General features: G+C 65.4%; 23 protein-coding genes and 1 tRNA gene. 12 read left to right on the top strand and 12 right to left on the bottom strand.

Features of this window, described 5'->3' with window-relative positions; all coding sequences use genetic code 11:
- Window positions 1-22 precede the first annotated feature (22 nt).
- Entirely contained in the window at window positions 23-568 is a 546-nt protein-coding gene (locus ACZ5WT_RS04670; RefSeq protein WP_464286225.1) for a TetR/AcrR family transcriptional regulator, read from the bottom strand.
- An 87-nt stretch (window positions 569-655) separates the two neighbouring features.
- On the opposite strand from ACZ5WT_RS04670, the gene ACZ5WT_RS04675 reads away from it, so the two are divergent.
- Entirely contained in the window at window positions 656-1,678 is a 1,023-nt protein-coding gene (locus ACZ5WT_RS04675) for an NAD-dependent epimerase/dehydratase family protein (protein ID WP_464286226.1), read from the top strand.
- A 75-nt stretch (window positions 1,679-1,753) separates the two neighbouring features.
- Window positions 1,754-1,829 (top strand) — tRNA-Ala (locus tag ACZ5WT_RS04680).
- Between the two features lie 13 nt (window positions 1,830-1,842).
- Here ACZ5WT_RS04680 and ACZ5WT_RS04685 read toward each other — a convergent pair.
- The 4 genes from ACZ5WT_RS04685 to ACZ5WT_RS04700 all read right to left on the bottom strand — a co-directional run bounded on the left by ACZ5WT_RS04685 (window position 1,843) and on the right by ACZ5WT_RS04700 (window position 5,158).
- Window positions 1,843-2,256 carry an SH3 domain-containing protein gene (locus ACZ5WT_RS04685; protein ID WP_464286227.1) on the bottom strand — a complete coding sequence of 138 codons (414 nt, stop codon included), beginning with the start codon at window positions 2,254-2,256 and terminating at the stop codon, window positions 1,843-1,845.
- 95 nt (window positions 2,257-2,351) lie between these two features.
- On the bottom strand, window positions 2,352-3,134 hold the full coding sequence (locus ACZ5WT_RS04690) for an ABC transporter ATP-binding protein (RefSeq protein WP_464286228.1): 783 nt from the start codon (window positions 3,132-3,134) through the stop codon (window positions 2,352-2,354).
- A gap of 21 nt (window positions 3,135-3,155) precedes the next feature.
- The gene (locus ACZ5WT_RS04695; RefSeq protein ID WP_464286229.1) at window positions 3,156-4,190 is read right to left on the bottom strand and encodes a FecCD family ABC transporter permease; all 1,035 of its coding nucleotides are present in this window, start codon (window positions 4,188-4,190) and stop codon (window positions 3,156-3,158) included.
- Window positions 4,187-5,158, bottom strand: a complete 972-nt coding sequence (locus ACZ5WT_RS04700; RefSeq protein WP_464286230.1) for a FecCD family ABC transporter permease — start codon at window positions 5,156-5,158, stop codon at window positions 4,187-4,189. The genes ACZ5WT_RS04695 and ACZ5WT_RS04700 overlap by 4 nt, the downstream gene beginning before the upstream one ends.
- Before the next feature lie 129 nt (window positions 5,159-5,287).
- Here ACZ5WT_RS04700 and ACZ5WT_RS04705 point away from each other — a divergent pair, with 129 nt between their 5' ends.
- The 4 genes from ACZ5WT_RS04705 to lhgO all read left to right on the top strand — a co-directional run bounded on the left by ACZ5WT_RS04705 (window position 5,288) and on the right by lhgO (window position 9,369).
- Window positions 5,288-6,208, top strand: coding sequence for an ABC transporter substrate-binding protein (locus tag ACZ5WT_RS04705; RefSeq protein WP_464286231.1), 921 nt, complete (start codon window positions 5,288-5,290; stop codon window positions 6,206-6,208).
- A 41-nt stretch (window positions 6,209-6,249) separates the two neighbouring features.
- Window positions 6,250-7,176 (top strand): ABC transporter substrate-binding protein, encoded by a 927-nt coding sequence (locus ACZ5WT_RS04710; RefSeq protein WP_464286232.1) that lies wholly within the window; start codon window positions 6,250-6,252, stop codon window positions 7,174-7,176.
- 14 nt (window positions 7,177-7,190) lie between these two features.
- A complete protein-coding gene (locus tag ACZ5WT_RS04715; RefSeq protein WP_464286233.1) occupies window positions 7,191-8,084 on the top strand; it encodes a sucrase ferredoxin in 894 nt (297 codons plus the stop codon).
- Between the two features lie 91 nt (window positions 8,085-8,175).
- Window positions 8,176-9,369 carry an L-2-hydroxyglutarate oxidase gene (gene lhgO / locus ACZ5WT_RS04720; protein WP_464287149.1) on the top strand — a complete coding sequence of 398 codons (1,194 nt, stop codon included), beginning with the start codon at window positions 8,176-8,178 and terminating at the stop codon, window positions 9,367-9,369.
- On the opposite strand, the gene ACZ5WT_RS04725 is transcribed toward lhgO, so the two are convergent.
- A complete protein-coding gene (locus ACZ5WT_RS04725; RefSeq protein ID WP_464286234.1) occupies window positions 9,366-10,139 on the bottom strand; it encodes a FadR/GntR family transcriptional regulator in 774 nt (257 codons plus the stop codon). The two genes, lhgO and ACZ5WT_RS04725, sit on opposite strands and share 4 nt — an antisense overlap.
- A 100-nt stretch (window positions 10,140-10,239) precedes the next feature.
- On the opposite strand from ACZ5WT_RS04725, the gene ACZ5WT_RS04730 reads away from it, so the two are divergent.
- On the top strand, window positions 10,240-11,634 hold the full coding sequence (locus tag ACZ5WT_RS04730) for a M20/M25/M40 family metallo-hydrolase (RefSeq protein WP_464286235.1): 1,395 nt from the start codon (window positions 10,240-10,242) through the stop codon (window positions 11,632-11,634).
- A gap of 49 nt (window positions 11,635-11,683) precedes the next feature.
- Here ACZ5WT_RS04730 and ACZ5WT_RS04735 read toward each other — a convergent pair whose 3' ends face one another.
- The 4 genes from ACZ5WT_RS04735 to ACZ5WT_RS04750 form a co-directional block, all read right to left on the bottom strand.
- On the bottom strand, window positions 11,684-12,094 hold the full coding sequence (locus tag ACZ5WT_RS04735; protein ID WP_464286236.1) for a VOC family protein: 411 nt from the start codon (window positions 12,092-12,094) through the stop codon (window positions 11,684-11,686).
- Window positions 12,095-12,157: 63 nt separating this feature from the next.
- Window positions 12,158-13,426, bottom strand: a complete 1,269-nt coding sequence (locus ACZ5WT_RS04740; protein WP_464286237.1) for an RNA polymerase sigma factor — start codon at window positions 13,424-13,426, stop codon at window positions 12,158-12,160.
- The gene (locus tag ACZ5WT_RS04745; RefSeq protein ID WP_464286238.1) at window positions 13,426-13,797 is read right to left on the bottom strand and encodes a YciI family protein; all 372 of its coding nucleotides are present in this window, start codon (window positions 13,795-13,797) and stop codon (window positions 13,426-13,428) included. Before ACZ5WT_RS04745 ends, ACZ5WT_RS04740 begins: the two co-directional genes overlap by 1 nt.
- Window positions 13,798-13,868: 71 nt before the next feature.
- On the bottom strand, window positions 13,869-14,735 hold the full coding sequence (locus ACZ5WT_RS04750) for an EamA family transporter (protein WP_464286239.1): 867 nt from the start codon (window positions 14,733-14,735) through the stop codon (window positions 13,869-13,871).
- A 142-nt stretch (window positions 14,736-14,877) separates the two neighbouring features.
- Between ACZ5WT_RS04750 and ACZ5WT_RS04755 the strand changes: the two genes are divergently transcribed.
- From ACZ5WT_RS04755 to ACZ5WT_RS04775, 5 genes are all read left to right on the top strand, one after another.
- Window positions 14,878-15,939 (top strand): aldo/keto reductase, encoded by a 1,062-nt coding sequence (locus ACZ5WT_RS04755; protein ID WP_464286240.1) that lies wholly within the window; start codon window positions 14,878-14,880, stop codon window positions 15,937-15,939.
- The gene (locus ACZ5WT_RS04760) at window positions 15,932-16,615 is read left to right on the top strand and encodes a fumarylacetoacetate hydrolase family protein (protein ID WP_464286241.1); all 684 of its coding nucleotides are present in this window, start codon (window positions 15,932-15,934) and stop codon (window positions 16,613-16,615) included. The genes ACZ5WT_RS04755 and ACZ5WT_RS04760 overlap by 8 nt, the downstream gene beginning before the upstream one ends.
- Window positions 16,615-17,703, top strand: a complete 1,089-nt coding sequence (locus tag ACZ5WT_RS04765; protein WP_464286242.1) for an ATP-dependent DNA helicase — start codon at window positions 16,615-16,617, stop codon at window positions 17,701-17,703. Before ACZ5WT_RS04760 ends, ACZ5WT_RS04765 begins: the two co-directional genes overlap by 1 nt.
- Window positions 17,704-17,856: 153 nt before the next feature.
- Window positions 17,857-20,223, top strand: coding sequence for a cation:proton antiporter domain-containing protein (locus tag ACZ5WT_RS04770; RefSeq protein ID WP_464286243.1), 2,367 nt, complete (start codon window positions 17,857-17,859; stop codon window positions 20,221-20,223).
- Window positions 20,224-20,328: 105 nt separating this feature from the next.
- Window positions 20,329-20,757 carry an RrF2 family transcriptional regulator gene (locus tag ACZ5WT_RS04775; RefSeq protein WP_464286244.1) on the top strand — a complete coding sequence of 143 codons (429 nt, stop codon included), beginning with the start codon at window positions 20,329-20,331 and terminating at the stop codon, window positions 20,755-20,757.
- Window positions 20,758-20,797: 40 nt separating this feature from the next.
- Here ACZ5WT_RS04775 and purU read toward each other — a convergent pair whose 3' ends face one another.
- Together purU and ACZ5WT_RS04785 are read right to left on the bottom strand one after the other, a co-directional pair.
- Window positions 20,798-21,652: a formyltetrahydrofolate deformylase gene (gene purU / locus ACZ5WT_RS04780; protein WP_464286245.1), complete on the bottom strand. Its 855-nt coding sequence runs from the start codon at window positions 21,650-21,652 to the stop codon at window positions 20,798-20,800.
- A gap of 371 nt (window positions 21,653-22,023) precedes the next feature.
- Window positions 22,024-22,836: an ABC transporter permease subunit gene (locus ACZ5WT_RS04785; RefSeq protein WP_464286246.1), complete on the bottom strand. Its 813-nt coding sequence runs from the start codon at window positions 22,834-22,836 to the stop codon at window positions 22,024-22,026.

Consider the following 22,836-nt stretch of genomic DNA (forward strand, 5'->3'; position numbering starts at 1 on the left):
CCCGGCCCGGCCGGGATGGCGTCTAGTCCAGCGCCGGCCTGATCAGCCTGCGGCACAGCTGCCTGATCCCCGGCCCGATCTCGTCCGGGCCCAGCTTGCGGGCAATGCCATAGGCCCCCGCCAGCACCAGCCGCGCCAGCCCATCGGCATCGGCGGCCCCTGCACCCTTCAGTTCGGCGGCAATTTCGCCCCGCACACGCTCGTCCAGCGCGCGAAACCGCCCCGCCGCCCGGTTGTGCTCGTCATAGAGTTCGTCGGCATGGGGCGAACCGGCCAGCACGGCGTTGATCACCCCATATTTGCCCGCCAGGGCCGCACCGATCCGCTCGGGCAGATCGCCTGGGCCCGCCATGCCCGCCTCATAGGCGGCCAGCAGATCGCCCAGCATTTCGTCGATAATGCCGGTAAACACCGCGTCCTTGTCGGCGAACTGGGCATAGAGCGTCGGCTTGGCAATACGCGCCTCCCGGGCAATCGCCTCCATCGTGGTGGCGCGCAGGCCCTGCCGCAGCACCAGAAACCGCGCCGCATCCAGGATCCGCCGCCGCTTCTCCGTCACCTTGTCCACGCCCGCCTCAACCAATATTCCGACTCACCATCTTGAACTAATTGAACGAATATCATACATATCGTTCAATTCGAAGGGAGAAACACCATGTCCGACCGTGTCTTGCTCACCGGCATATCCGGCTTTCTGGGCGGCCATGTCGCCCTCCAGCTGCTCAATGCCGGCTATACCGTACGCGGCAGTGTGCGCAACCTGGGGAAGGCCGACAAGGTCCGCGCCACCCTGAGCCGGGCCGGCGCCGACATCTCCCGCCTCGAATTTATAGAGCTCGACCTGATGGACGACACCGGCTGGGACGCGGCAATGGTTGATTGCCGCTACCTGCAGCACACCGCCTCCCCCTTCGTGCTCAAGATGCCCGAAGACAAGATGGACCTGATCGCCCCGGCCGTCGACGGCACCACCCGGGCCATCAGCGCCGCGCTGCGCGCCAAGGTGGACCGGATCGTGCTCACCTCATCCATGGCTGCCATCGCCTACGGGCATGACAGCAACCGCGTCACCCCGTTCGGGCGGGACGAATGGACCAACCTCGAGAGCCGCGCCGTCAACGCCTATGTCGAATCCAAGACCCGCGCCGAACGCCGGGCCTGGGAGCTGGTGGACGCCGCCGGCCGCCACGACGATCTCGCTGTGATCAATCCCAGCGCCATTCTAGGCCCGCTGCTCGACGACGATCCGGGCACCTCGGCGACCCTGGTGCAGCGCCTGCTCAACGGCTCGGTGCCCGCCGCGCCGCGCATCCCGCTTGTGATCATCGACGTGCGCGACGTCGCCGCCGCCCATGTTGCCGCCATGACCGATCCCGATGCTGGCGGTCAGCGCTTCCCGATGGGAGAAAAGTCGCTGTTTTTCATGGAGGCCGCCAATATCCTGCGCGCCCGCCTGCCCGAGGGCTCCGCGAAAATACCGCGCTTTGAAATGCCCGACTGGGCCGTCCGCCTCTACAGCCTCTTCGATCGGGACGTGCGCTCCAATCTGGGTGAACTGGGCGTGCTGAAGCGCCTCGACTCCACCGCCGCCATCGCCCTGCTCGGCCGCCCCCTGATCTCGGCCGATGCCGCCATCACCGCCACCGGCGAGGCGCTGCTGAACCACAAACTGGTCTGATCCCGGGCAGGGCAAGGCCCCACAATGGCCCTTGCCCTCCCCCGGTTTTTTGACGATATTTTTTCTTGTCGGAACGGGGCTGTAGCTCAGTTGGGAGAGCGCGTCGTTCGCAATGACGAGGTCAGCGGTTCGATCCCGCTCAGCTCCACCATTCCGGCCAGCCTCTATCGCGAACCCTTCACACTTGCTGGCGGGGTGTAGCGCCGACCTGGGGCTTGCGTCGTCGTCAGACGTTCCATGACCCAGCCTTCCAGGGTTGGGTTCAGGTCCACTAGGAGCCAGCCATTCCTGCGATCGAGCACCTTCAATTGGGTGCCCTTGGGCAGCGCCATGATCAAGGCGCCCGACGGGTCGGGCGTGTGGCGGACGTTGAGAGAGGCCACGTTTACGAAACGCGGTTCCTTGAGAGGCACCGATGCTGATTTCGAAGGGGCGGCGGAGGCCGACGGCTGGGGCTTGGCAGTGGCGCGAGTCGAGGTCGCGCCATGGTCGGCAATGCCGAACTGGTAGATGCCGAAGGCCAAGGCTCCGAGGATAACCCAGCCGACGGGATCAAAATTGCTTTTCTTCTTGGCCATGCGCTCGCGGTCCCCATGCCGCCCCATTTAGCCGCCAGCGCCTTAACAGAATGCACCGCGTGGGGTTCAGGCCTGGGGTCGCGCAGAGCGATCAGCTAATCCGCGCTGGCGCGGACCGTACTCAGCGGGATGCAGAGGGGGCGGTTGTGGACGGGGTCGGTGATGACCCGCGCGCGGACGTCAAAGACATCGGCAATGGTCTGTTCGGTCATCAGCGCCTCGGGGGATCCCGCAGCGGCGATAACGCCATCGCGCAGGAAGACCAACTGATCGGCATAACGCGCCGCGAGGTTGAGATCGTGCAGCACCAGCACCACCGTGCGACCGAACTCATTCTTGAGCTGGCGCACCAGATCGAGGCAATCGAGCTGGTGGGCCATGTCGAGGTGATTGACCGGCTCATCGAGGCAAACCACGTCAGTCTGCTGCGCCAACACCATGGCGATCCAAACGCGCTGCAACTGCCCGCCCGACAGCGATCCCAGCCGGCGATGGCGCAGCGCGGTGACGCCCGTGCCAGCCATGGCCTGTTCGAGCGCCTCTGCATCGTCATGGCTCCAGGGCTGCAGCATGGACTGATGCGGGTAGCGGCCGAGCCGGACGAGTTCTTCGACCGTCATGTCCTCGGGCGCCGAAGGGCTCTGCGCCAACAGACCAATCTGGCGGGCCAACGCCTTGTCGTTCAGGCGCGAGATATCGACCTCTTCGAGGAAAATGTGCCCGCTGGCCGGCTTGTGCAGGCGCCTGATGGCGCGCAGCAACGTGGACTTGCCGCAGCCATTGGGCCCGGCTAGCACGGTGATCTTGCCGCGCTCGATCGGCAGCGTCAGCGATTGCAGCACGCCGACCTTGCCATAGCTCAGGCTGAGGTCGCGCACTCGATGCGATGGTTGGAGCTGTTATCCGTCATTGCGTTGCTTGCCCATCAGCAGGAACAGGAAATAGGGAGCGCCGATGATCGCGGTGACCGTGCCCGCCGGCACTTCCACCGGCGAAAACAGCACGCGCACGATCAAATCGGCACCCACGAGGAAAATGGCGCCGAGCAGGAAACTGCCCGCGATGCCGGCATAGACATTGCGCCCCACCAGCAGCCGCGCCAGATGCGGCGCCATCAGCCCGATAAAACCGACGCCACCGACAAACGAGACGGCCAGCGCCGTCAGCGCGGCGGCCAGACCGAAAATCAGGATGCGGAAGACCGGCAGGTTGAGCCCGACGCTGCGCGCCGAAACCTCGTCGAGATCAGCAGGTGGCAGGCGGCGCGCAGCCACCAACACCAGCACCATAATCGGCAGCATGGCGAGCGCCGTGATCTGGATTTCGCCCCAGTTGACCTCGTTGACCGCCCCGGCCAGCCAGCGCGCCGCCTGGGTCGTGCGGTAGATCGGGCCGACCAGCATCAGGATGACCGTGAGCGCCTTGGCCACCGCCGCCACCGCGATCCCGAACAGCAAGAGGCGAATGGCAGACGAGGCCTGCCGCCCCGAGAGGATGAAGACGAGACTGATCGCGGCAAGCGCGCCCAAAGCCGCGGCCACCGGCTGATAGGCAATCGAAGTCACCAGCGCATTGGATTCGTTGGAAAGCGCGGCGAGGAAAATCACCACGCCCAGCGCGGCGCCGTCGATCACGCCCAGCACCCCGGGCGAAGCCAGCGAATTGCGGGTGACCTTTTGCAGCAGGAAGCCCGCAACCGCCATTCCGCCACCGGCCAGGATGGCGATGACGACGCGCGGCAGGCGCAGCTGCAGCACGATGATGTTCTGGGTCTTTTCGCCCGCGCCCATGATGACGGCGATGATCTGCTGGAACGGAATCCAGGTCGAGCCGAAAGCGACGCCGCTCAGGCTGAGCAGCGCGAAGATCAGGCCAATGCCGCCCAGCGCCAGCGCAGCGCGGTTGCGGCTGGCCGTGGGAAGAAAGTCGCTCATGCCGCCCTCCGCTTGAGCAGGACCAGCAGAACCACCCCGCCCACCACGGCGGTGATGGCGCCCACCGGGGCTTCGGTAGGGTAGACGACAAAGCGGGCGACCACGTCGGCCAGCGTCGCATAGATGGCGCCGATCAGCGCGGCTGCCGGGATCAACCGGCTGTGGCGCAGGCCGACCAGCCAGCGCGCGGCATGGGGCACCACCAGCCCGACAAAGCCCACCGGCCCCGCCATGGAAACCGCGGCCCCGGTCAGCAGCGAGACCGACACAAAGCTCATGCCGCGCACTACGAAGAGCGGCACGCCAAGGCCGGTGGCCGTCGAATCATCGGCCTGCAAGGCGTCGAGCGGCCGCGCCAGGAACAGGGCAATCACCGCACCGATCGCAATGATCGGACCGCCAGTCTGCGCCAGGGCGAGGGGCCGGTCGACAAAGGCGCCGGACAGCCAGAACAGCAATTGCTGCAACTGGGCCTCATTGGTGGTCAGCACCACTTCGACCAGCGAATGGCCCAGCCCGGCAATGGTGACGCCGATCAGCACGATGCGGATCGGCGACAATCCGCCGGCGCTGGCGGCGATGCCGAAGACCAGAAGGCTGGTGGCCAGCGCCCCTAGGGCAGCGGCCAGCGACAAACCGGTCAGCGAGCCGACACCCAGCCCGAAGCTGGCGATCACCACGCCAAGCGAAGCACCGGCATTGAGCCCCAGCGTATCGGGCGAGGCGATGCGGTTGCGCGAGAGGGTCTGCACCAGCACGCCGGCCATGCCCAGCCCGGCGCCCACCAGCGGGGCAATGACCGCGCGCGGCAGGCGCAGGTTGGCAATGACCACCGCGGTCTCGGAACCATCATAGGCAAACAGGGCATTCCAGACCTGGTCGAGGCCATAGATGCGATAGCCTATGGTGATGCTGACAAGCATGACGGCGCACAGGCTGACCAGCAACCCGGCGTAAATGAAGGTCATCGGCACGGGCTGCCGGGAGGAAAGAGCTGCGGTCAGGATGAACCCGATAAACTTGATATTGACAGTCAGATTGAACTCTGGTGATTGCTCAAATCATTCATGACCTTCGTTGTCAAGTTAGGTGTGCAAATGCGCAAATTCCAGACTGTTCTGACCGCCGCGACCCTGGCCCTTGCGCTGGCAATCGCGCCCTCCGCCATGGCCCGTCAGGTCACCCATTCCATGGGGGTCACCGAGGTGCCCGACGCGCCGCAGCGCGTGGTCATCCTGACCAATGAGGGCACCGAAGCCCTGCTCGCCGTGGGCATTACCCCCGTCGGCGCCGTGCGCTCCTGGCTCGGTGATCCGTGGTACGACCACATTGCCGCCCAGATGGCCGACGTCACCGTTCTGGGCGAGGAATCGGCGGTCAATCTCGAGCTGCTCGCCGCCCTGCAGCCCGACCTGATCATCGGCACCAAGATCCGCCACGAGAACATCTATGGCCAGCTGTCGGCCATCGCCCCCACCGTGATTTCCGAGCGCCTGCGCGGCGACTGGAAGATCAACATGGCCCTTTATGCCGAAGCCGTCGGCAAGACGGCGGAGGCCGAAGCCGCCTTTGCCGCCTATGACGCGCGCATTGCCGCCATCAGCGAGGAACTGGGCGACGCCAAGGCCGAAAAGATCTCGCTGGTCCGCTTCATGGCCGGCCGCACCCGCATCTACCTCAAGGATACCTTTGCCGGAAACGTACTCAGCCAGATCGGCTTTGCCCGCCCCGCCAATCAGGATCGCGACGAATTCGTTGATGAAGTGACCAAGGAACGCATTCCCGAATTCGAGGGCGATCGCCTGTTCTACTTCATCTACGAAACCGGCGATGGCGCCGCCGACAGCGCTGCCGCCGAATGGATGGCCGATCCGCTGTGGAGCGCCCTGCCCGTCGTCGCGGCCGGCAAGGCCCAGGCTGTGTCGGACGCCATCTGGAACACGGCCGGCGGCATCATCGCAGCCAATGCCATGCTCGACGACATCGAGACCATTTACGGCCTGGCCCCCACCCGCTGATCGCCCTGTCACCGACACCGTCTTCAGAAGAGAGAGTATCGATGTTCAAATCCCTTGCCACCGCGGCCCTGCTCGGCTCGGCCATGATCGTCGCCTTTGCCGGCGGCAGCACCGCCCGTGAAATCACCCACGCCATGGGCGTGACCGAAGTCCCCGACGCGCCACAGCGCATCGTGATGCTGACCAATGAAGGGACTGAGGCGCTGCTTTACGTCGGCGTCGTGCCGGTCGGTGCCGTACAGAGCTGGGACGGCGATCCCTGGTATGCCCATCTGGCTGAAGCCCTCAAGGACACCGTGCCGCTGGGCACCGAGAACGCCGTCAATATGGAAGTGCTGGCCAGCCTCGAGCCCGACCTGATCATCGGCAACAAGGTGCGTCAGGAAAAGATCTACGACCAGCTTTCGGCCATCGCCCCGACCGTCTTTGCCGAAGACCTCAGCGGCAGCTGGCCCGACAATCTGGCGCTCTATAGCGAAACCGTGGGCAAGGCCGAAGAAGGCCAGAAGGCCCTCGCCGACTTCGACGCCCGCGCCAAGGCGCTCGGCGACGCCATCGGCCCGGCACTGGACGAGCAGATTTCGCTGGTCCGCTTCTCGCCAGGCCGCACCCGCATCTACTACAAGGACACGTTTGCTGGTGGAATTCTTGAAAAGATCGGCTTCAAGCGCCCCGCTGCCCAGGACAAGGATGAGTTTGCCGAGGAAGTGCAGAAGGAACGCATTCCCGACATGGCCGGCGACCGCATCTTCTACTTCTCGGCCGATGCCGACCCCGATGAAGCCAAGGCGAACCTTGCTGACTGGCTCAGCGACCCGCTCTGGCTGGCCCTCGACGCAGTCAAGGCCGGCAAGGCCCAGCGCGTGAGCGAGCTGGTGTGGAATACCGGCGGCGGCATCTACTGCGCCAACATGCTGCTCGACGAAATCGCCGCCATCTACGGCGTGCCCGCCCCGACGGCCAACTGAGAGACCGCAGCTCGATGAGCGTTGAACGCGCTTTTTGTACCGACCTTGCCATCGCCCAGCAGGAGCCGCTTGCCGGCACCGGGGCGATGGCTGCCCGCCACATGTTCCTGCGCTGGCCCAAGGGCAAGTGGCGGCGGCCGCGCTATGAATCGGCCGGCCTCGAGCCGGTGCTGCAGCGCGCCATCCACGAATCCTATGGCCCCGACCGCTATGTCGGGCTGATCGAGAGCGACGGGCGCCCCGATCTCGAACTGATTTCCTTCCCCGATAGCCGCACCGCCCAGCCGTCCAGCCAGCAGGAGGCGGCCGAATTGATCCGCGCCTGGGCCGGCGGCACGCCGTTGAGCGGCCCGGCATTGCCGCGCCCGGTAATCCTGTGCTGCACCGACGCCAAGATCAACGCCTGCTGCGCCCGCTATGGCTTTCCCATCTACAAGGCCCTGCGCGACCAGGCCCCCGCCTTCGGCTTTGACGTGGTCCAGACCACCCATTTCGGCGGCTGCCACTTTGCGCCCTCGCTGATCGTGATGCCTCACCGCGCGCGCTATGGTCGCCTGACCGCCGCCGAAATCCCCGATTTTCTCGCCACCCTTGCCGAAGGCCGCAACTATCTCACCGGCTTCAAGGGCACGGCCGACCTCAGCGAAATCGGTCAATGCGTCGAGATCGCCGCCGGCCAATGGGCCGAAGCCCATGGCTTCCGCCAGGCTGATGTCCGGTTGATCGCGCCCGCGGCAACCGCCCATGATGCGATCACCGTTCCCGCCCTGGTTGGTGAGACGCGCCTCGATATCGCGCTGCGCCAGCAGCAGTTCTTCATCCACGGCACCTGCCGGGCGATCGAGGAAGACGAAGGCAAGGTGGTTACGCGCTGGGTTGTGAAGACCGTTACCCCCGCTACCGCCTGATTCCAGTTTTGCGCCGCGCGGCGCCGTGCTTGAATGAACGGGCCTCGCCCGAAAGGGCCAGCCTCGCCAAGAGCACAGGACCGCCGCCGTGATCTATGACTTCTGCATCATCGGGGGTGGCATTCTGGGACTGGCGACGGCGCGGGAACTGACCATCCAGCGCCCCGGCGCCAGCATCGTCCTGCTGGAAAAGGAAACGGCCCTGGGCCAACACCAGACCGGGCACAATAGCGGCGTCATCCATGCCGGGGTCTATTACAAGCCGGGCAGCCTCAAGGCGACACTCTGCAAGGCCGGCGCCATCGCCACCAAGCAGTTCTGCGAAACCCATGCCATTGCCTATGACACGCGCGGCAAGCTGATCGTCGCCACCGACGCGGCCGAGCTGGCACGCATGGAGAGCCTGCTGGGCAATGCCCAGCTCAACGGCATCCAGGTCGAAAGGCTCGATACCGCCGAACTCGCGGCCCGCGAACCCCACATCACGGGCGTGGGGGCGCTGTTCATCCCCGAAACCGGCATCGTCGATTATCGGCAGATCTGCGACGCCATGGGCGCCGATATCCGCAGCGCGGGCGGGCGCATCGTCATGGGGGCCAATGTCACGGCCATCAGCGAAACCGACACCGATGTCGCCATCACCGCAGGCGGCCTGCGCTATGTGGCGCGGCACCTGATCGCCTGCGCAGGCCTGCAGTCCGACCGCCTGGCGCGGCTGGCGGGCCTCGATATCGACCACCAGATCGTGCCGTTCCGCGGCGAATATTACGACATTCGCCCCGAGCGGCGGAATATCGTGCATCACCTGATCTACCCGGTGCCCGATCCCGACCTGCCGTTCCTGGGCATTCACCTGACCCCGATGATCGATGGCGGGTTGACCGTGGGCCCCAATGCCGTGATCGGCTTTGCCCGCGAAGGCTATCCCAAATTCTCGTTCGACTTGCGCGACATGCTCGATTTTGCGGGATTTCCCGGTTTCTGGCGCGTCGCCCGCAACAATTGGCATTCGGCCATGAGCGAGTTTTCCAATTCGCTGTTCAAGGCCAACTATCTCAAGGCCTGCCAGAAATACTGTCCAACCTTGACACTCGATGACCTGGTCGAGCGCCCCGCGGGCATCCGCGCCCAGGCGGTAATGCGCGATGGCTCGCTGGCGCAGGATTTCCTGTTCACCGAAAGCGCGCGGAGCCTGCATGTCGGCAATGCCCCCTCGCCCGCCGCCACCTCGGCCATTCCCATCGCCCGCATGATTGCCGGCAAGGTCATCGAGGCGGGTGCCTAGAGACGGCTGGCCGCGCGCGCAAAACCCTCACTGATCACCGCCTTCATGGCGGCGCGGGCCTCTTCGGGCTCGCCCGCCCTGATGGCCTCGGCAATGCGCCCATGCGCCTTTACGGTCGCGGCCATCGCCGCATCGTCTTCCACCGGCGAGCTGATGGTGAAAGCCGCCGTCAGGGCAAATTCCACCAGCGCGCTGACCGACGCCATGAACGGATTGCACGACGCCTCGGCCACCGTGCGATGGAATTGCAGGTCCGTGCGGGCGAACTGTTCGGCGGTCGTGGCTTCGCCCATGCGGATGGCGCAAGCAATCAGCGCCTCGGCCTGTTCGTCGCTGCGGCGCAGCGCGGCAAGGCCCGCAGACTCCACCTCCACCCCGATGCGGACTTCCGAGAGGCTCCGCAGCAGGTCGACATCGGGCCCGGTCTCGAAATGCCAGGCCAGCACATCGGTGTCGAACAGGTTCCAGCGTTGGCGCGGCAGCACCCGCGTGCCGATGCGCGCCCGTGCCTCGATCATGCCTTTGGCAGCCAGGGTCTTCAGCACTTCGCGCAGCACCGTGCGCGACACCGAGAACTGGGCCAGCAATTCGCTGTCAGTGGGCAGGATGCTGCCTTCGGGATAGTGCCCGCCGACAATGGCGACGCCCATCTGCCAGAGCACTTGCGCATGCAGGTTCCTGCCCGGCACGCGCCCGGCTATGGAGGCGATCAATTCGCCCTTGCTGCGTTCCTGCTGCCCGCCTGCCGTCATTGTGGCTCCCGTCTTCATCACAAAACCCCGTGCAAGGGCTGCATTAGTAAAACCAATTTGCTGCGCTGGACAGCATGACCGGCTTTGGACAAGGGTAGACCCCAAAAGGAATCGCCCCATGACCACATCTTCCCAACTCGATGACGTGCTCGCCAGCGTAGACGCCGGCCTCGAGCAGAGCCTCGAGCGCCTCTATGCGCTCCTGCGCATCAAGTCCATCTCCACCGACCCGGCCTATGCGGCCGAATGCCAGCGCGCCGCAGACTGGATCGCCGCCGAACTCAACGGGCTCGGCTTTGACGCCGCTGCCCGCCCGACGCCGGGCCATCCGGTCGTCGTCGCCCATGGCCCCAACCAGCCCGGCCCCCATGTGCTGTTCTACGCCCATTACGACGTGCAGCCGGTCGACCCGCTCGACCTCTGGCACACCGATCCCTTCGAGCCGGTGCTCAAGACCGATGACAATGGCCGCAAGATCATCGTGGCGCGCGGCGCCTCGGACGACAAGGGCCAGATGCTGACCTTCATCGAAGCCTGCCGCGCCTGGAAGGCGACCACCGGGAGCCTCCCGGTCAAGGTGACGCTGATGCTCGAAGGCGAGGAAGAAAGCGGCGGCAAGAACCTGCCTCCTTTCATGGAGGCCAACAAGGCCGAGCTCGGCGCCGCCGATATCGCGCTGGTCTGCGACACCGACATGTGGGACCGCCAGACTCCCTCGATCACCACCATGCTGCGTGGCCTGGTCGGCGAGGAAATCGAGATCACCTGCGCCAACAAGGACCTGCATTCGGGCATGTTTGGCAATGCGGCCCGCAATCCCAACCAGGTGCTGGCCGAAATCATCGCCAGCCTGCGCGCGCCCGATGGCAGCGTCACCCTGCCAGGTTTCTATGACGACGTCGCCGAAGTCAGCCCCGAGATCAAAGCGCAGTGGGCCGGGCTCGGCTTTGATGAAGCCGCCTTCCTCGGCGAAGCGGGCCTTTCGCTGCCGGCCGGCGAACAGGGCCGCACCGTGCTCGAAATGCTGTGGGCGCGTCCCACCTGCGAAATCAACGGCATGAGCGGCGGCTATCTCGGCGACGGATTCAAGACAGTGATCCCCGCCAAGGCCAGCGCCAAGATTTCGTTCCGCCTGGTTTCAGGCATGGATCCCAACAAGATCCGCGCCGCCTTCCGCAAGCATGTGCAGGATCGCATCCCTGCCGACTGCTCGGTGACCTTCATCGAGCATGGCGGCTCGCGCGCCATGACCGTGCCGAGCGATGGCGTGCATCTGCGCCAGGCGCTGACCGCGCTGTCAGGCGAGTGGGAAAAGCCCGCCGTCATCACCGGCTCGGGCGGCTCCATCCCGGTGGTCGGCGATTTCAAGCGCATCCTCGGGCTTGATACCCTGCTGATCGGTTTCGCCCATGTCGACGACCAGATCCACTCGCCCAACGAGAAATACGACCTCGACAGCTACCACCGCGGCATCCGCTCCTGGGTGCGCGTGCTGGCCTCGCTGGCCGAATAAGTCTTCACGAAAGCGCCCTCGCTGCCGTCTGGTCAGCGGGGGCCATATACTAGCCGGTCTGGCCGCTGGTCTGGCTTTGCCCGATCGCCCAGGTGACACCGAACGGGTCCTTGATCTGGCCGTAGATGTCGCCCCAGAACTCGGCCTTGAGCGGCAGGGTAATGCTGCAGCCCGCCCCCACTGCCCGGTCCCACCACTTCTGCGCGTCATCGACATGCAGGTGCAGGTTGAAGCCCTGCGCCATCACCGGCACATGACCGTATTCGGGGAAGAAGTCGCAGATGAAAATCGGCGATCCATTGATCTCGATCTGCGAGTGCATGATCTTGTCACTGTTTTCGCCCTTCAGCGCTTCATGTTCGATAGCGCCGAAGGCCTGCTTGTAGAAATCAATCGCTTTGCGTGCGCCATCGATATTGAGATAGGGCGTAACACCGGTTTTCGGACGGAAGTCTGTCATGGCACCTCTCCTTTGGCTGCTCCATGCAAGCACGACGAAGGCGCAAATTCCAGTTTGACACGCTCAATTGCGCGCCAGCAGGCCCGGCGTTCCATCGGGCATGGCAAGGCGGTCGAGATGCAGCCGGATATGGGCCGCTTCGGCGGGTGAACCGGCCAGCGCAATGGCCCGGTTGAACGCCAGCCGCGCCCCCGCAATATCGCCCAGTTGCAGCAACAGGCCGCCGCATACGCCGTGAAAGTAGAAATAGCCGTCGAGCTTGTCCGCCAGCGGCGCAATCAGCGCCAGAGCGGCCGCCGGACCCTGCGACTTGGCCACGGCCACCGCCCGGTTGAGCGTAACCACGGGCGAGGGATGGATGGCTTCGAGGGACTGGTAGAGCCGATCGATCGCGGCCCAGTCGGTTTCGGCGGCACTGGGCGCGCGCGCATGCTGGGCAGCAATGGCCGCTTGCACCTGATAGGTGCCCGGTGCGCCGTGGCGCAGGGCCTTGTCGACCAGCGCGCGCCCCTCGGCCAGCATCACACCGTCCCAGCGCGAGCGCTGCTGGTCCTCAAGCAGCACCAGTTCACCATTGGCATCAGTGCGGGTCGCGTGCCGCCCATGCTGCAGCAGCATCAGGGCGAGCAGACCCATGATCTCGGGCTCGGCCGGGAATAGCCGCAGCAAAAGCCGCGCCAACCGGATCGCCTCTTCGCAGAGTTCGGCGGCGGCCGGTTCGCTATGGCCGCGCGAATAGCCCTCGTTGAACACCAGGTAGAGCATCAGCGCTACCGCCCCCAACCGCCCAAGGCGCTCGTTCGCATCGGGAGGATCGAACGGCATGCGGTGCTGGGCGATGGCGGCCTTGGCCCGGGTGATGCGCTGCTCCATTGCCGCGTCGCTCACCAGAAACACCCGCGCGATCCGGCTCAGTGGGATGCCGGCGACAATGCGCAGCGCCAGCGCGATCTGCTGGTTGAGCTGCAATTGCGGATGGCAGCACATGAACAGCAGCCGCAGGATGTCGTCGCGGTAATGGGCGCCATCGAGCCGCTCGGCGATATCGACCTCGGCATCGTCGAGGTCAGACAACCGGTCTTCGTCGGGCAGCGCCACGTTGCGCCGCGTCTTGCGCACCGCATCCACCCCGCAATTGCGGCCGACAAAGATCAGCCAGGCAATCGTGTCGCGCGGCGGCCCCTTGTCGGGCCAGCTGCGAATGGCGCGCAGGCTCGCTTCCTGAAACGCCTCCTCGGCGCGGTCGAGATCGCGGAAATAGCGCAACAGGGCGCTCAATGCCTGGGGCCGGGCCGCTGTCAGTGCCGCTGCGATCCAGGCATTGTCCACCATCAGTCCATCTCGCTGGGGTGATAGAGCGCAAGGGGGCGGATTTCGTAGGCGCCTCCGCCCGGATTGGCCTTGGCCAGGTCCTTGGCAAAGGCGATGGCCTCGTCCAGCGTCTCGCAATCGGCCACGAAGAAGCCGAGGAACTGCTCCTTGGTTTCGGCAAATGGCCCATCGATGATCAGGGGTTCGCCCGAGGTCTTGCGCAAGGTGGTGGCCGATGTGGTGGGCAGCAGGCGGGCCACCGGCCCCAGCTTGCCCTTGGCCTTCATGCCATTCTCGACCTGGGCGAGCCGGGCCATGCAGGCGTCGTCCTCCTCCTTGGTCCAGGTGGCGACGGCGTTCTCATCATTGTAGCAGAGGACGGCGTAGAGCATTTGAACTTCCCTCGTCGAAAACATGACGAGCGAATATGTGCATTTTCGACGGCCGCCGCGCGATAAAAATGCTAGCTGACCGGCGGCGGCGTATCGCGCGCAATGGTCAGCGTCGCCCCCAGCGACGCCACAATGATCGAGACGATCCCCGCGATCTGCCAGAGGCTCAGCACTTCATGCAGCACGATGAGGCCCGACAGGGCCGCCAGGGCCGGCGAAGCGCTCATCAGGATGCCGAACAGGCGCGCCGGCACATGCGGCAGCGCCACCATGTCGAGCGCATAGGGAATGGCGCTCGACAACAGCGCAACGCCCAGCGCCACCGGCAGGATGGCCGGGTTGAGCAGCGCCGTACCGGCCGTCGCCACGCCGAAGGGCAGCGCGATGATGGCAGCAATGCTGACACCCAGCGCCGTGATGTGCGGGCCGCCGCCGGTGCCCGCCCGTTGACCAAAAACGATATAGCCCGCCCAGCAGGCGCCAGCGCAGAGCGCCAGCATCACGCCGACCGGATCAAGCCCGCCGCTGGCCTGCCCCAGTGGCAGCAGCATGGCCAGCCCCGCCACGGCCAGCGCGATCCAGAGGAAATCGAGCGGCTTGCGCGAACCGGCCAGCGCCACCGCCAGCGGCCCGGTAAATTCCAGCGCCACCGCCACGCCAAGCGGAATGGTGGCGATCGCGGCGTAGAAGAACATGTTCATCGCGCCCATGACGACGCCATACATCACCACCGACCGCCACTGCCTGGCGTCGAGCTTGTAACGCCAGGGCCGGAACACGGCGACCAGCACCAGGGCGGCCAGCGTCAGGCGCAGCGTCGTGGCCCCGGCCGCGCCGACCAGCGGGAACAGTCCCTTGGCAAAGCTGGCCCCGGTCTGGGTGAAGATCATGCCCAGAACGATCAGGGCAACAGGCAGGAAAACGGAATTGGGCCGCAAGGGAGTGGCTTTCGAGTGGGTCGGCTGAGCCCTAGCAGGCTTCGATTGCGCCGTCACGCACCAGCCGCATCTGCACGATTCCTTGACCCGACTCTCAATGCCCTCTAGCCCTAGCGGCACCGGGAACGAAGGAGGAATGTCGATGCAATATCGCTATCTGGGCCGCTCAGGCCTCAAGATCTCCACCCTGACCATGGGAACCATGACCTTTGGCGGTTCCGAGAAGGTCGGCGCCACCGAACAGGACGACGCGACCCGCCAGATCGACCTGTGCCTCGATGCCGGCATCAACCTGCTCGACACCGCCAATGTCTATAATGGCGGCGTCTCCGAGGAGATGATCGGCGTCGCTCTCAGCGAGAATGGCCGGCGCGCGCGCACCCTCGTCGCCACCAAGGTGCGCTTCAAGATGGGCGCGGGGCCCAATGAAATCGGCCTCAGCCGCCACCACATCATCGCCCAGACCGAAGCCAGCCTGAAGCGCCTTAAGACCGATGTCATCGACCTCTACCAAGTCCACGAATGGGACGGCATGACCCCCATCGAGGAGACGATGGAAGCCCTCGACACGCTGATCAAGCAGGGCAAGGTCCGCTATATCGGCTGTTCCAACTATTCCGGCTGGCACATCAGCAAGGCCCTCGCCGCGGCCGGTGCCCGCCATGGCGAACGCTTCATCTCCCAGCAGATCCACTACACGCTCCATTCGCGCGAAGCCGAATATGAGCTGGTGCCGATCAGCCAGGATCAGGGCCTGGGCATGCTGATCTGGTCGCCGCTGGCCGGTGGCCTGCTTTCGGGCAAATACCGTCGCGATGGCGGCCCCAAATCGGGCCGCCATGTCGGCGGTTTCCGCGAGCCCCCGGTCTACGACTGGGAAAAGCTCTATGACATCGTCGATGTGCTGGTCGCCATTGCCGACGCGCGCGGCGTATCCGGGGCGCAGGTGGCCCTGGCCTGGCTGCTCGGCCGCCCCGGCGTCACCTCGGTGATCATCGGCGGGCGCAATAACGAGCAGTTCATCGACAATCTCGGCGCCGCCGATCTGGTGCTGACCGACGACGAGCGCGCGCGGCTCGATACGGTCAGCCGTCCGCCCCTGCTCTACCCCTATTGGCACCAGACATTCACCGCCGAAGACCGGCTGGGCAAGATCGACCGCGACCTGATAGGTCCCTATGCCGAGGAGTTGAGGCGTGGCTGATTATCTGTTCGAACCCTATGCACCCGTGACCATCCCGATCGCCCGGGGCGGCCTGTTTGCCGTGCGCCGCGTCTATTGCGTGGGGCGCAACTATGCCGAACATGTCGTCGAGCTGGGCAATGACCTGCGCGACCCGCCCTTCTTCTTTTCCAAGCCGGCCGACGCCATCGTGGTCGGCGGCGCAGCCATGCCCTATCCGCCGCAGACCGGGGATCTCCATCACGAGATCGAGCTGGTCGTGGCCATCGGCAAGGACGGCGCCGACATCGACCCTGCCGATGCGCTCGACCAGGTCTATGGCTATGCCGCCGGCATCGACATGACGCGCCGCGACCTGCAGGCCGCGGCCAAAAAGGCCGGCCGCCCCTGGGACATGGCCAAGGGCTTTGATCATTCCGCCCCCATCGGCACCATCGAGCCGGCCAGTGCCATCGGCCACCCGTCCAGCGGGGCCATCACGCTGTCGGTCAATGGCGTCGAGCGGCAACGCGGCGATCTCGCCGACCAGATCTGGAATGTCAGCGACACCATCGCCTTCCTCTCCCGTTTCGTCACCCTTAGGGCTGGCGACATCATCATGACCGGCACCCCCGCCGGGGTGGGCGCGGTCACGCGTGGCGACACGCTCGAAGGCGCCATTGCCGGCGTCGGCACCGTGCGGACGGCGCTGGTCTGATGCCGGTCTGGTCGCCACAGCAGGATGCTGCACTCAAGGCCGTTTCCGACTGGCTCAAGGATCGCAATGGTCCACAGGTCTTCCGCCTGTTCGGCTGGGCGGGCACCGGCAAGTCGACTCTCGCCGTGCATCTGGCGCAGGACGTGCGCAGCGTCAAATATGCTGCCTTCACCGGCAAGGCAGCCCTGGTCATGCGCAAGCGCGGCTGCAAGGGCGCCCAGACCATCCATAGCCTGATCTATACGCTGGTCAGCGAGAAGGACGGCGAGCCGCGTTTCGTGCTCGATGATGAAAGCCCGGCGGCCGATGCCGACCTGATCGTCATCGACGAGGTCTCAATGGTCGATGAACAGCTGGGCCGCGACCTGCTGAGCTTTGGCGTCAAGGTGCTGGTGCTGGGCGATCCGTTCCAGTTGCCGCCGGTACAGGGCGCGGGCTTCTTCACCGCCGACGAGCCCGATGTGATGCTGACCGAAATCCATCGCCAGGCCGCCGACAACCCGATCATCCACCTCTCCATGCAGGTTCGTGAAGGCGGCTTTCTGGAACGCGGGACCTATGGCGATTCCATCGTCGTGGGCCGCGACAGCGTTGACCGCAATGCGGTGCTCGAGGCTGACCAGGTGCTGGTGGGCCGCAACAAGACGCGGCTGCAATACAATGACCGGCTGCGCGAGCTGAAGGGCCTGCCCTTCCACGAGCCGGTGGTGGGCGACCGCATGGTTTGCCTCCGCAACAACCCGCGCAAGAAGCTGCTCAACGGGCAGATCTGGATCGTCACCGAAGCCACCCGCCGCAGCAATGGCAAATGGAGCCTGCTGCTCGGCGCCGACGAGGGCAAGGGCGAAGCCAAGGTGCTGACCCACAAGGCCTTCTTCTCTGGCGAAGAAGACGCCATGAGCTGGCCCGAACGCCGCCAGTTCGACGAATTCACCTTTGGCTACTGCCTCACCGTGCACAAGGCGCAGGGCAGCCAGTGGGACAATGTCTACCTGTTCGACGAGAGCTTCGTGTTCCGCGAAGAGCGCGCCCGCTGGCTCTATACCGGCATTACCCGCGCCGCCGAGAGGATCACCGTCGTGTCCTGATGGGCGCGCGCCCCATCGCGGGCCAGCGGCCATAACAAAGACAAACTTGGGCCATGGCTTTGATATTTGAGACTTTCTGGCGGTTTCGCCAGTTATGGTTCAAACTATCCAGCCCAGCCCGGCGCATCGGGCACAGCCACTCTTGGAGGCAATATGCATTACGATGCCCAACTGATCGCAACGGTCGCGGCAGGTCTGGTGCTGGCCTATATTCTGGGGCTGCTGGCCAATCGATTGCGGCTTCCCCCGCTGGTCGGCTACCTGCTGGCCGGCCTGCTGGTCGGGCCGCTGGCCCCCGGCTTTTCCGCCAATGCCACGGCCATCGGTGGCCCGCTGATCGCCTTTGGCATTGCGCTGCTGATGTTCGGCATCGGCCTGCGCTTCTCGCTGCGCGACCTGACCCGGCTGCGCCTGCTCGCCATTCCCGGCGCCATTGCGCAAATGGTCGTCACCACCCTGCTCGGCATGGGGCTGGGCCTGCTGGTCGGCTGGACGCTGCCCGGCGCAGTGCTGTTTGGCCTTGCCCTCTCCAGCGCCTCGAGCATCGTGCTGTTCCGGGCGCTGCAGGATCGCCGCCTGCTGCAGACCGAGCGCGGACAGATCGCCATGGACTGGCTGATCGTGCAGAACCTGGTCATGGTGCTGGCGCTGGTGCTGCTGCCGGCCATTGCCTCGGCCAGCGATATTACCACCGCCACCGTCCACGACCCCTTCGTGTCCTTTGTCGAGCGCCTCGTCGGCGGCCCCATCGGGCTGGTCGGCGTACTCGCCGTGACGCTGGTCAAGATCCTCGCCTTCCTCGGCTTCATGCTGATCGTCGGCCGCAGCGTCGTGCCGTGGCTGCTGCAGCTGACCGCCCGCGCCGGCTCGCGCGAGCTGGGGCGCCTCGCCGTCATCGCCGTCGCGCTGGGCGTGGCGCTGGGCTCGGCTCTGCTGTTCGGCGTGCCGCTGGCACTGGGCGCCTTCCTCGCCGGCATGATCCTCTGCGAAAGCCCGCTCACCGGCCGCATCGTCCGCCAGACCCTGCCCCTGCGCGAGGCCTTTGGCGTGCTGTTCTTCCTCGCCCTGGGCATGCTGTTCGATCCCTCGATCCTGCTGCGCGCGCCGCTGCCGGTCCTCAGCATGCTGGCGATCATTCTGATCGGAAAATCGGCTGCTGCGTTCTTCGTGCTCAGCCTCACCGGCCGTTCCACACCGGCCGCAGCGACAGTTGGTGCAGCACTGGCGCAGGTGGGCGAGTTCGCCTTCGTGCTTGTCGCGCTCGGGGTGTCGCTGGCCCTGTTGCCGCCCGACGCGCAGGATTTCATCGTCGCCGGCGCCTTCATATCCATCCTGGTCAATCCGCTGGTCTTCTGGCTGGCGGGCCTGGCTTTGCCCCATGTCGAAAAGCGCGTGATGCCCCATGTCGCCGCCAACCAGCGCATCGAGCCATCCGCCACCTCGGCCGAGGAACGCGCCGCCCTTTCGGCCACCGCGGAGCCGGTGGACCGGCATAACCAGCCGACGACGCTTGGCGGGCACAAGATCGTGGTGGGCTACGGCCATGTTGGGCGCCGCGTCGCCGAGGGGCTGACGGCCCAGGCCCAGCCGCTGCTGCTGATCGAGGATGCCGAGGACAGCGTCGCCGACGCCCGCGAGGACGGAATCGAAGTGGTCACCGGCAACGCCGCCCTGCCCAAAGTGCTGCGCCTGGCCAATGTCGGTGGCGCCACCACGCTGCTGATCGCCCTGTCGGACGGCTTTGCTTCCGGCGCCATTGCCCGGGCCGCGCGCAAGCTCAATCCCTCGATCCGCATCATTGCCCGCGCGGGGTCGCCAGAGGAGGACGCCTACCTGCGCAGCCAGGGCGCTGATGTGGTGATTTTGGCCGTGCGCGAAGTGGCACGCGGCATGCTCGAAAGCGTCGTCGCCGCGCCCCCGGCCGACATTGTCGCGCCGCCCCCGCCACCCGAACCCAAGCTGCCGCCCGTCGATAACCTGATCGCCGCCGCTGCCGTTGCCAGCGCCACAGCCGAAGCGGTGGTCCCGGCCAGCGCCGAGCCGCCTGCAATCGTCGTGACGCCAACCGAGTCCGTGATCGTCCGGCCCCCCACCGAAGTCGCTACCACTGCTGACAGCGCCGAGCCGGAGGCACCGGAACCGGTGATCGCACCCGAAACCGGCACCGCCATTGTCGGCGAAGCCCCGCCCGCTATCGACGAGGTTATCCCCCTGCCAGCTCCAGCGGAGAGCGACGACACGCCCATCCCGATGCCCCCGCCAGAGGCAGCACCCGAACCGGAGCCAGAACCAGCACCGGAACCGGAGCCGGAGCCGGAGCCGGCTGCAGAAGCCGAACCGGCACCGGAGTCCACGCCCGAAATCGCTCCTGTCTCCGAAGATGCGGAAACCGCCGCGCAGGAGGCCGACGAAATCAGCGAGGGTGGCATTGCCCCGCCCGAACCGGACGACACCGCGCCGGCCGCCGAGGACAAGCCCGAGGGCGTCGTGCCGCCGGTGACACCCGAACCCAAGGGCTAAACCACTTGTCAAAGGCGCAGGTGTAAGCGAAGAGAACTGCGGGGCTGTAGCCTGGCCCCGGTGGAGGCGGCGCGCCCACGGGTGCGCCCGGAGTACGTTCGGCCGATGATCTCGCAAAAAGCCAAGTATGCCTTGCGCGCGCTGGTGTCCCTCGCCCGGGTCGGGCGCGGTGAAACCATCATGATCGGGGAGATTTCGCGGGAACAATCCATTCCCAAAAAATTTCTCGAACAGATCCTGCTTGAGCTCAAGCGGGCCGGTTTCGTCGCCAGCCGCCGCGGTCGCGCCGGGGGCTATGAGCTGCTCAAGCCACCTGAGCAGATCATGTTCGGCGAAGTGCTGCGCCTGATCGACGGGCCGATTGCGCCGCTCCCGTGCCTGTCCAAGATCGCCTATCGCAAATGCGAAGACTGCCGCGACGAGGCCAGCTGCGAAATCCGCCACGTCTTCGAACGCGTGACGCTGGCGACCCGGGAAGTGCTCGACAACACCACGCTGGCCGACTCACTGCGTCTGGAAGACCTGCCGGTCTAGTCTCGGCTGCCGGGCAAGCCCGGCAGCGTCACGAGGCGAGTTAGCCAAACACCACCGTCTTGCGGCCATTGAGCATGACCCGGTTTTCCAGGTGCAGCTTGACCGCACGGGCCAGCACGCGGCTTTCGATATCGCGACCGGCCGCCACCAGGTCGTCGGGGCTCATGGCATGGGTCACGCGCGCGGTTTCCTGCTCGATGATCGGGCCTTCGTCGAGGTCGGGCGTCACATAATGCGCTGTCGCACCGATGATCTTGACGCCACGCTCATGGGCCTGGTGATAGGGCTTGGCGCCCTTGAAGCTGGGCAGGAACGAGTGGTGGATATTGATCACCTGGCCGAAGAGGCGCGTCGACAGGTTATCCGACAGCACCTGCATATAGCGCGCCAGCACCACCAGGTCCGCACCCGACTGCTTGACGATGGCCAGCACCTGCTCTTCCTGCGCTGCCTTGGTGTCCTTGGTCACCGGCAGCAGGTGGAACGGAATGCCGGCATCTTCGGCGATCTTCTGCGCATCGGAGTGATTGGACACGATCGCGGCCACTTCGGCATCCAGCCAGCCGACGCGGATCTGGTAGAGCAGGTGCAGCAGCGTGTGGTCGAATTTGGAGACCATGATGACGATGCGCTTCTTGCGGCCCTGATCGCTCAGCATAGTCTTCATCGAGAAGCGCTCGATAGGCGACTTGATGGCGCGCTCAATGGTGTCGCGGCTCACCCCGTCCGGCGCGGTGAAGGCCAGGCGCATGAAGAACTGGCCGGTCTCGCGATCCCAGAACTGGTTGGACTCGGCGATATTGGCATCAAGGGCTGCCAGCTCGGTGGTGATCGCAGCCACGATGCCGGGCCGGTCAGCACAGCTGAGCGTAAGGACGAAGTTGGCCAGGGACATCAGGCGCTCCAGGTCTGTTGTTGGCGCGTTTCCGAACCCGGAAAACCCGACGCCACAAACCGGACGCCATTTGCTGGAAACGCTTTGTTCTGTGCAGCGGTATCAATGGCTTGAGCCCGTCCGTCAAGGGCACAAAGCGGCCCAACCAAAAAGGGCCGCCCTTGCGGACGGCCCTTCCTGAGCTAATCGGTCTCTAAAGTCCTGGAGGAGGCTGCTATCCGAGATCACTCCCAGTCAGCACCAAAAATCCAAGACCCTCTTCGAGTACCAAAATCTCAAAAGTCACTGGATCACCTCCTCTTAGTTGGTTGAACATGAGAGGAATGGTGCGCCCCTTTTTCCGACTTGTCCAGCACCTCACTTTTTTGAGGCTACGCGCGCGCTTTCTTGGGGCGCGAGCGCAGCTGCAGGATGGTGGCGGCCAGCACGCCCAGCGCCACGATGCCGATGATGATGGTGGCCAATGCGTTGACGTCCGGCGACACGCCCAGCTTGACCTTGGAGAAGATCACCATGGGCAGGGTCGACGAGCCGGGGCCGGACACGAAGCTGGCGATCACCAGGTCGTCGAGCGACAGGGTGAAACCCAGCAGCCAGCCCGAGACCAGCGCAGGAGCGATGATCGGCAGGGTGACGTCAAAGAAGGTGCGCACCGGGGATGCGCCCAGATCCATCGCCGCTTCTTCCAGGCTCCGGTCGAAGTCGGACAGGCGCGATTGCACCACCACACAGACATAGGCCGTGCAGAAGGTTGCATGGGCCAGCACGATGGTCAGCATGCCGCGACCCTGCGGCCAGCCGAGCAGGCTTTCCATGGCCACGAACAGCAGCAGCAAAGACAGCCCGGTGATGACGTCGGGCATCACCAGCGGGGCCGAAACCATGCCGGAAAACAGCGTCCGGCCCTTGAAGCGGCGGAAGCGCACCAGCGCCACCGCTGCCAGCGTGCCCAGCACCAGCGCAATTGTGGCCGCCATGGCGGCGATCTGCAGGCTCAGCCAGGCCGCGCCCAGCAGCTGCGGATCGCGGAACAGCTCTGCATACCACTTGGTGGAAAAGCCCGACCAGACGGTGACCAGCTTGCTCTCGTTGAACGAGAAGATGACCAGCGACACGATCGGCGCATAGAGAAACGAGAAGCCCAGCGTTGCCGCGATGGGAAGAAACCAGCCTCGACGCCACAT

It is taken from the genome of Devosia sp. T2-14, assembly GCF_055397495.1.

Coding starts and splice junctions, on each gene's coding strand:
- ACZ5WT_RS04785 (WP_464286246.1), bottom strand. CDS start 22,836: ATGTGGCGTCGAGGCTGGTTTCTTCCCATCGCGGCAACGCTGGGCTTC.
- purU (WP_464286245.1), bottom strand. CDS start 21,652: ATGTCCCTGGCCAACTTCGTCCTTACGCTCAGCTGTGCTGACCGGCCC.
- ACZ5WT_RS04725 (WP_464286234.1), bottom strand. CDS start 10,139: ATGAAGACGGGAGCCACAATGACGGCAGGCGGGCAGCAGGAACGCAGC.
- ACZ5WT_RS04700 (WP_464286230.1), bottom strand. CDS start 5,158: ATGACCTTCATTTACGCCGGGTTGCTGGTCAGCCTGTGCGCCGTCATG.
- ACZ5WT_RS04770 (WP_464286243.1), top strand. CDS start 17,857: ATGCATTACGATGCCCAACTGATCGCAACGGTCGCGGCAGGTCTGGTG.
- ACZ5WT_RS04735 (WP_464286236.1), bottom strand. CDS start 12,094: ATGACAGACTTCCGTCCGAAAACCGGTGTTACGCCCTATCTCAATATC.
- ACZ5WT_RS04755 (WP_464286240.1), top strand. CDS start 14,878: ATGCAATATCGCTATCTGGGCCGCTCAGGCCTCAAGATCTCCACCCTG.
- ACZ5WT_RS04775 (WP_464286244.1), top strand. CDS start 20,329: ATGATCTCGCAAAAAGCCAAGTATGCCTTGCGCGCGCTGGTGTCCCTC.
- ACZ5WT_RS04715 (WP_464286233.1), top strand. CDS start 7,191: ATGAGCGTTGAACGCGCTTTTTGTACCGACCTTGCCATCGCCCAGCAG.
- ACZ5WT_RS04685 (WP_464286227.1), bottom strand. CDS start 2,256: ATGGCCAAGAAGAAAAGCAATTTTGATCCCGTCGGCTGGGTTATCCTC.
- ACZ5WT_RS04765 (WP_464286242.1), top strand. CDS start 16,615: ATGCCGGTCTGGTCGCCACAGCAGGATGCTGCACTCAAGGCCGTTTCC.
- ACZ5WT_RS04710 (WP_464286232.1), top strand. CDS start 6,250: ATGTTCAAATCCCTTGCCACCGCGGCCCTGCTCGGCTCGGCCATGATC.
- ACZ5WT_RS04705 (WP_464286231.1), top strand. CDS start 5,288: ATGCGCAAATTCCAGACTGTTCTGACCGCCGCGACCCTGGCCCTTGCG.
- ACZ5WT_RS04745 (WP_464286238.1), bottom strand. CDS start 13,797: ATGCTCTACGCCGTCCTCTGCTACAATGATGAGAACGCCGTCGCCACC.
- ACZ5WT_RS04730 (WP_464286235.1), top strand. CDS start 10,240: ATGACCACATCTTCCCAACTCGATGACGTGCTCGCCAGCGTAGACGCC.
- ACZ5WT_RS04695 (WP_464286229.1), bottom strand. CDS start 4,190: ATGAGCGACTTTCTTCCCACGGCCAGCCGCAACCGCGCTGCGCTGGCG.
- ACZ5WT_RS04675 (WP_464286226.1), top strand. CDS start 656: ATGTCCGACCGTGTCTTGCTCACCGGCATATCCGGCTTTCTGGGCGGC.
- ACZ5WT_RS04740 (WP_464286237.1), bottom strand. CDS start 13,426: ATGGTGGACAATGCCTGGATCGCAGCGGCACTGACAGCGGCCCGGCCC.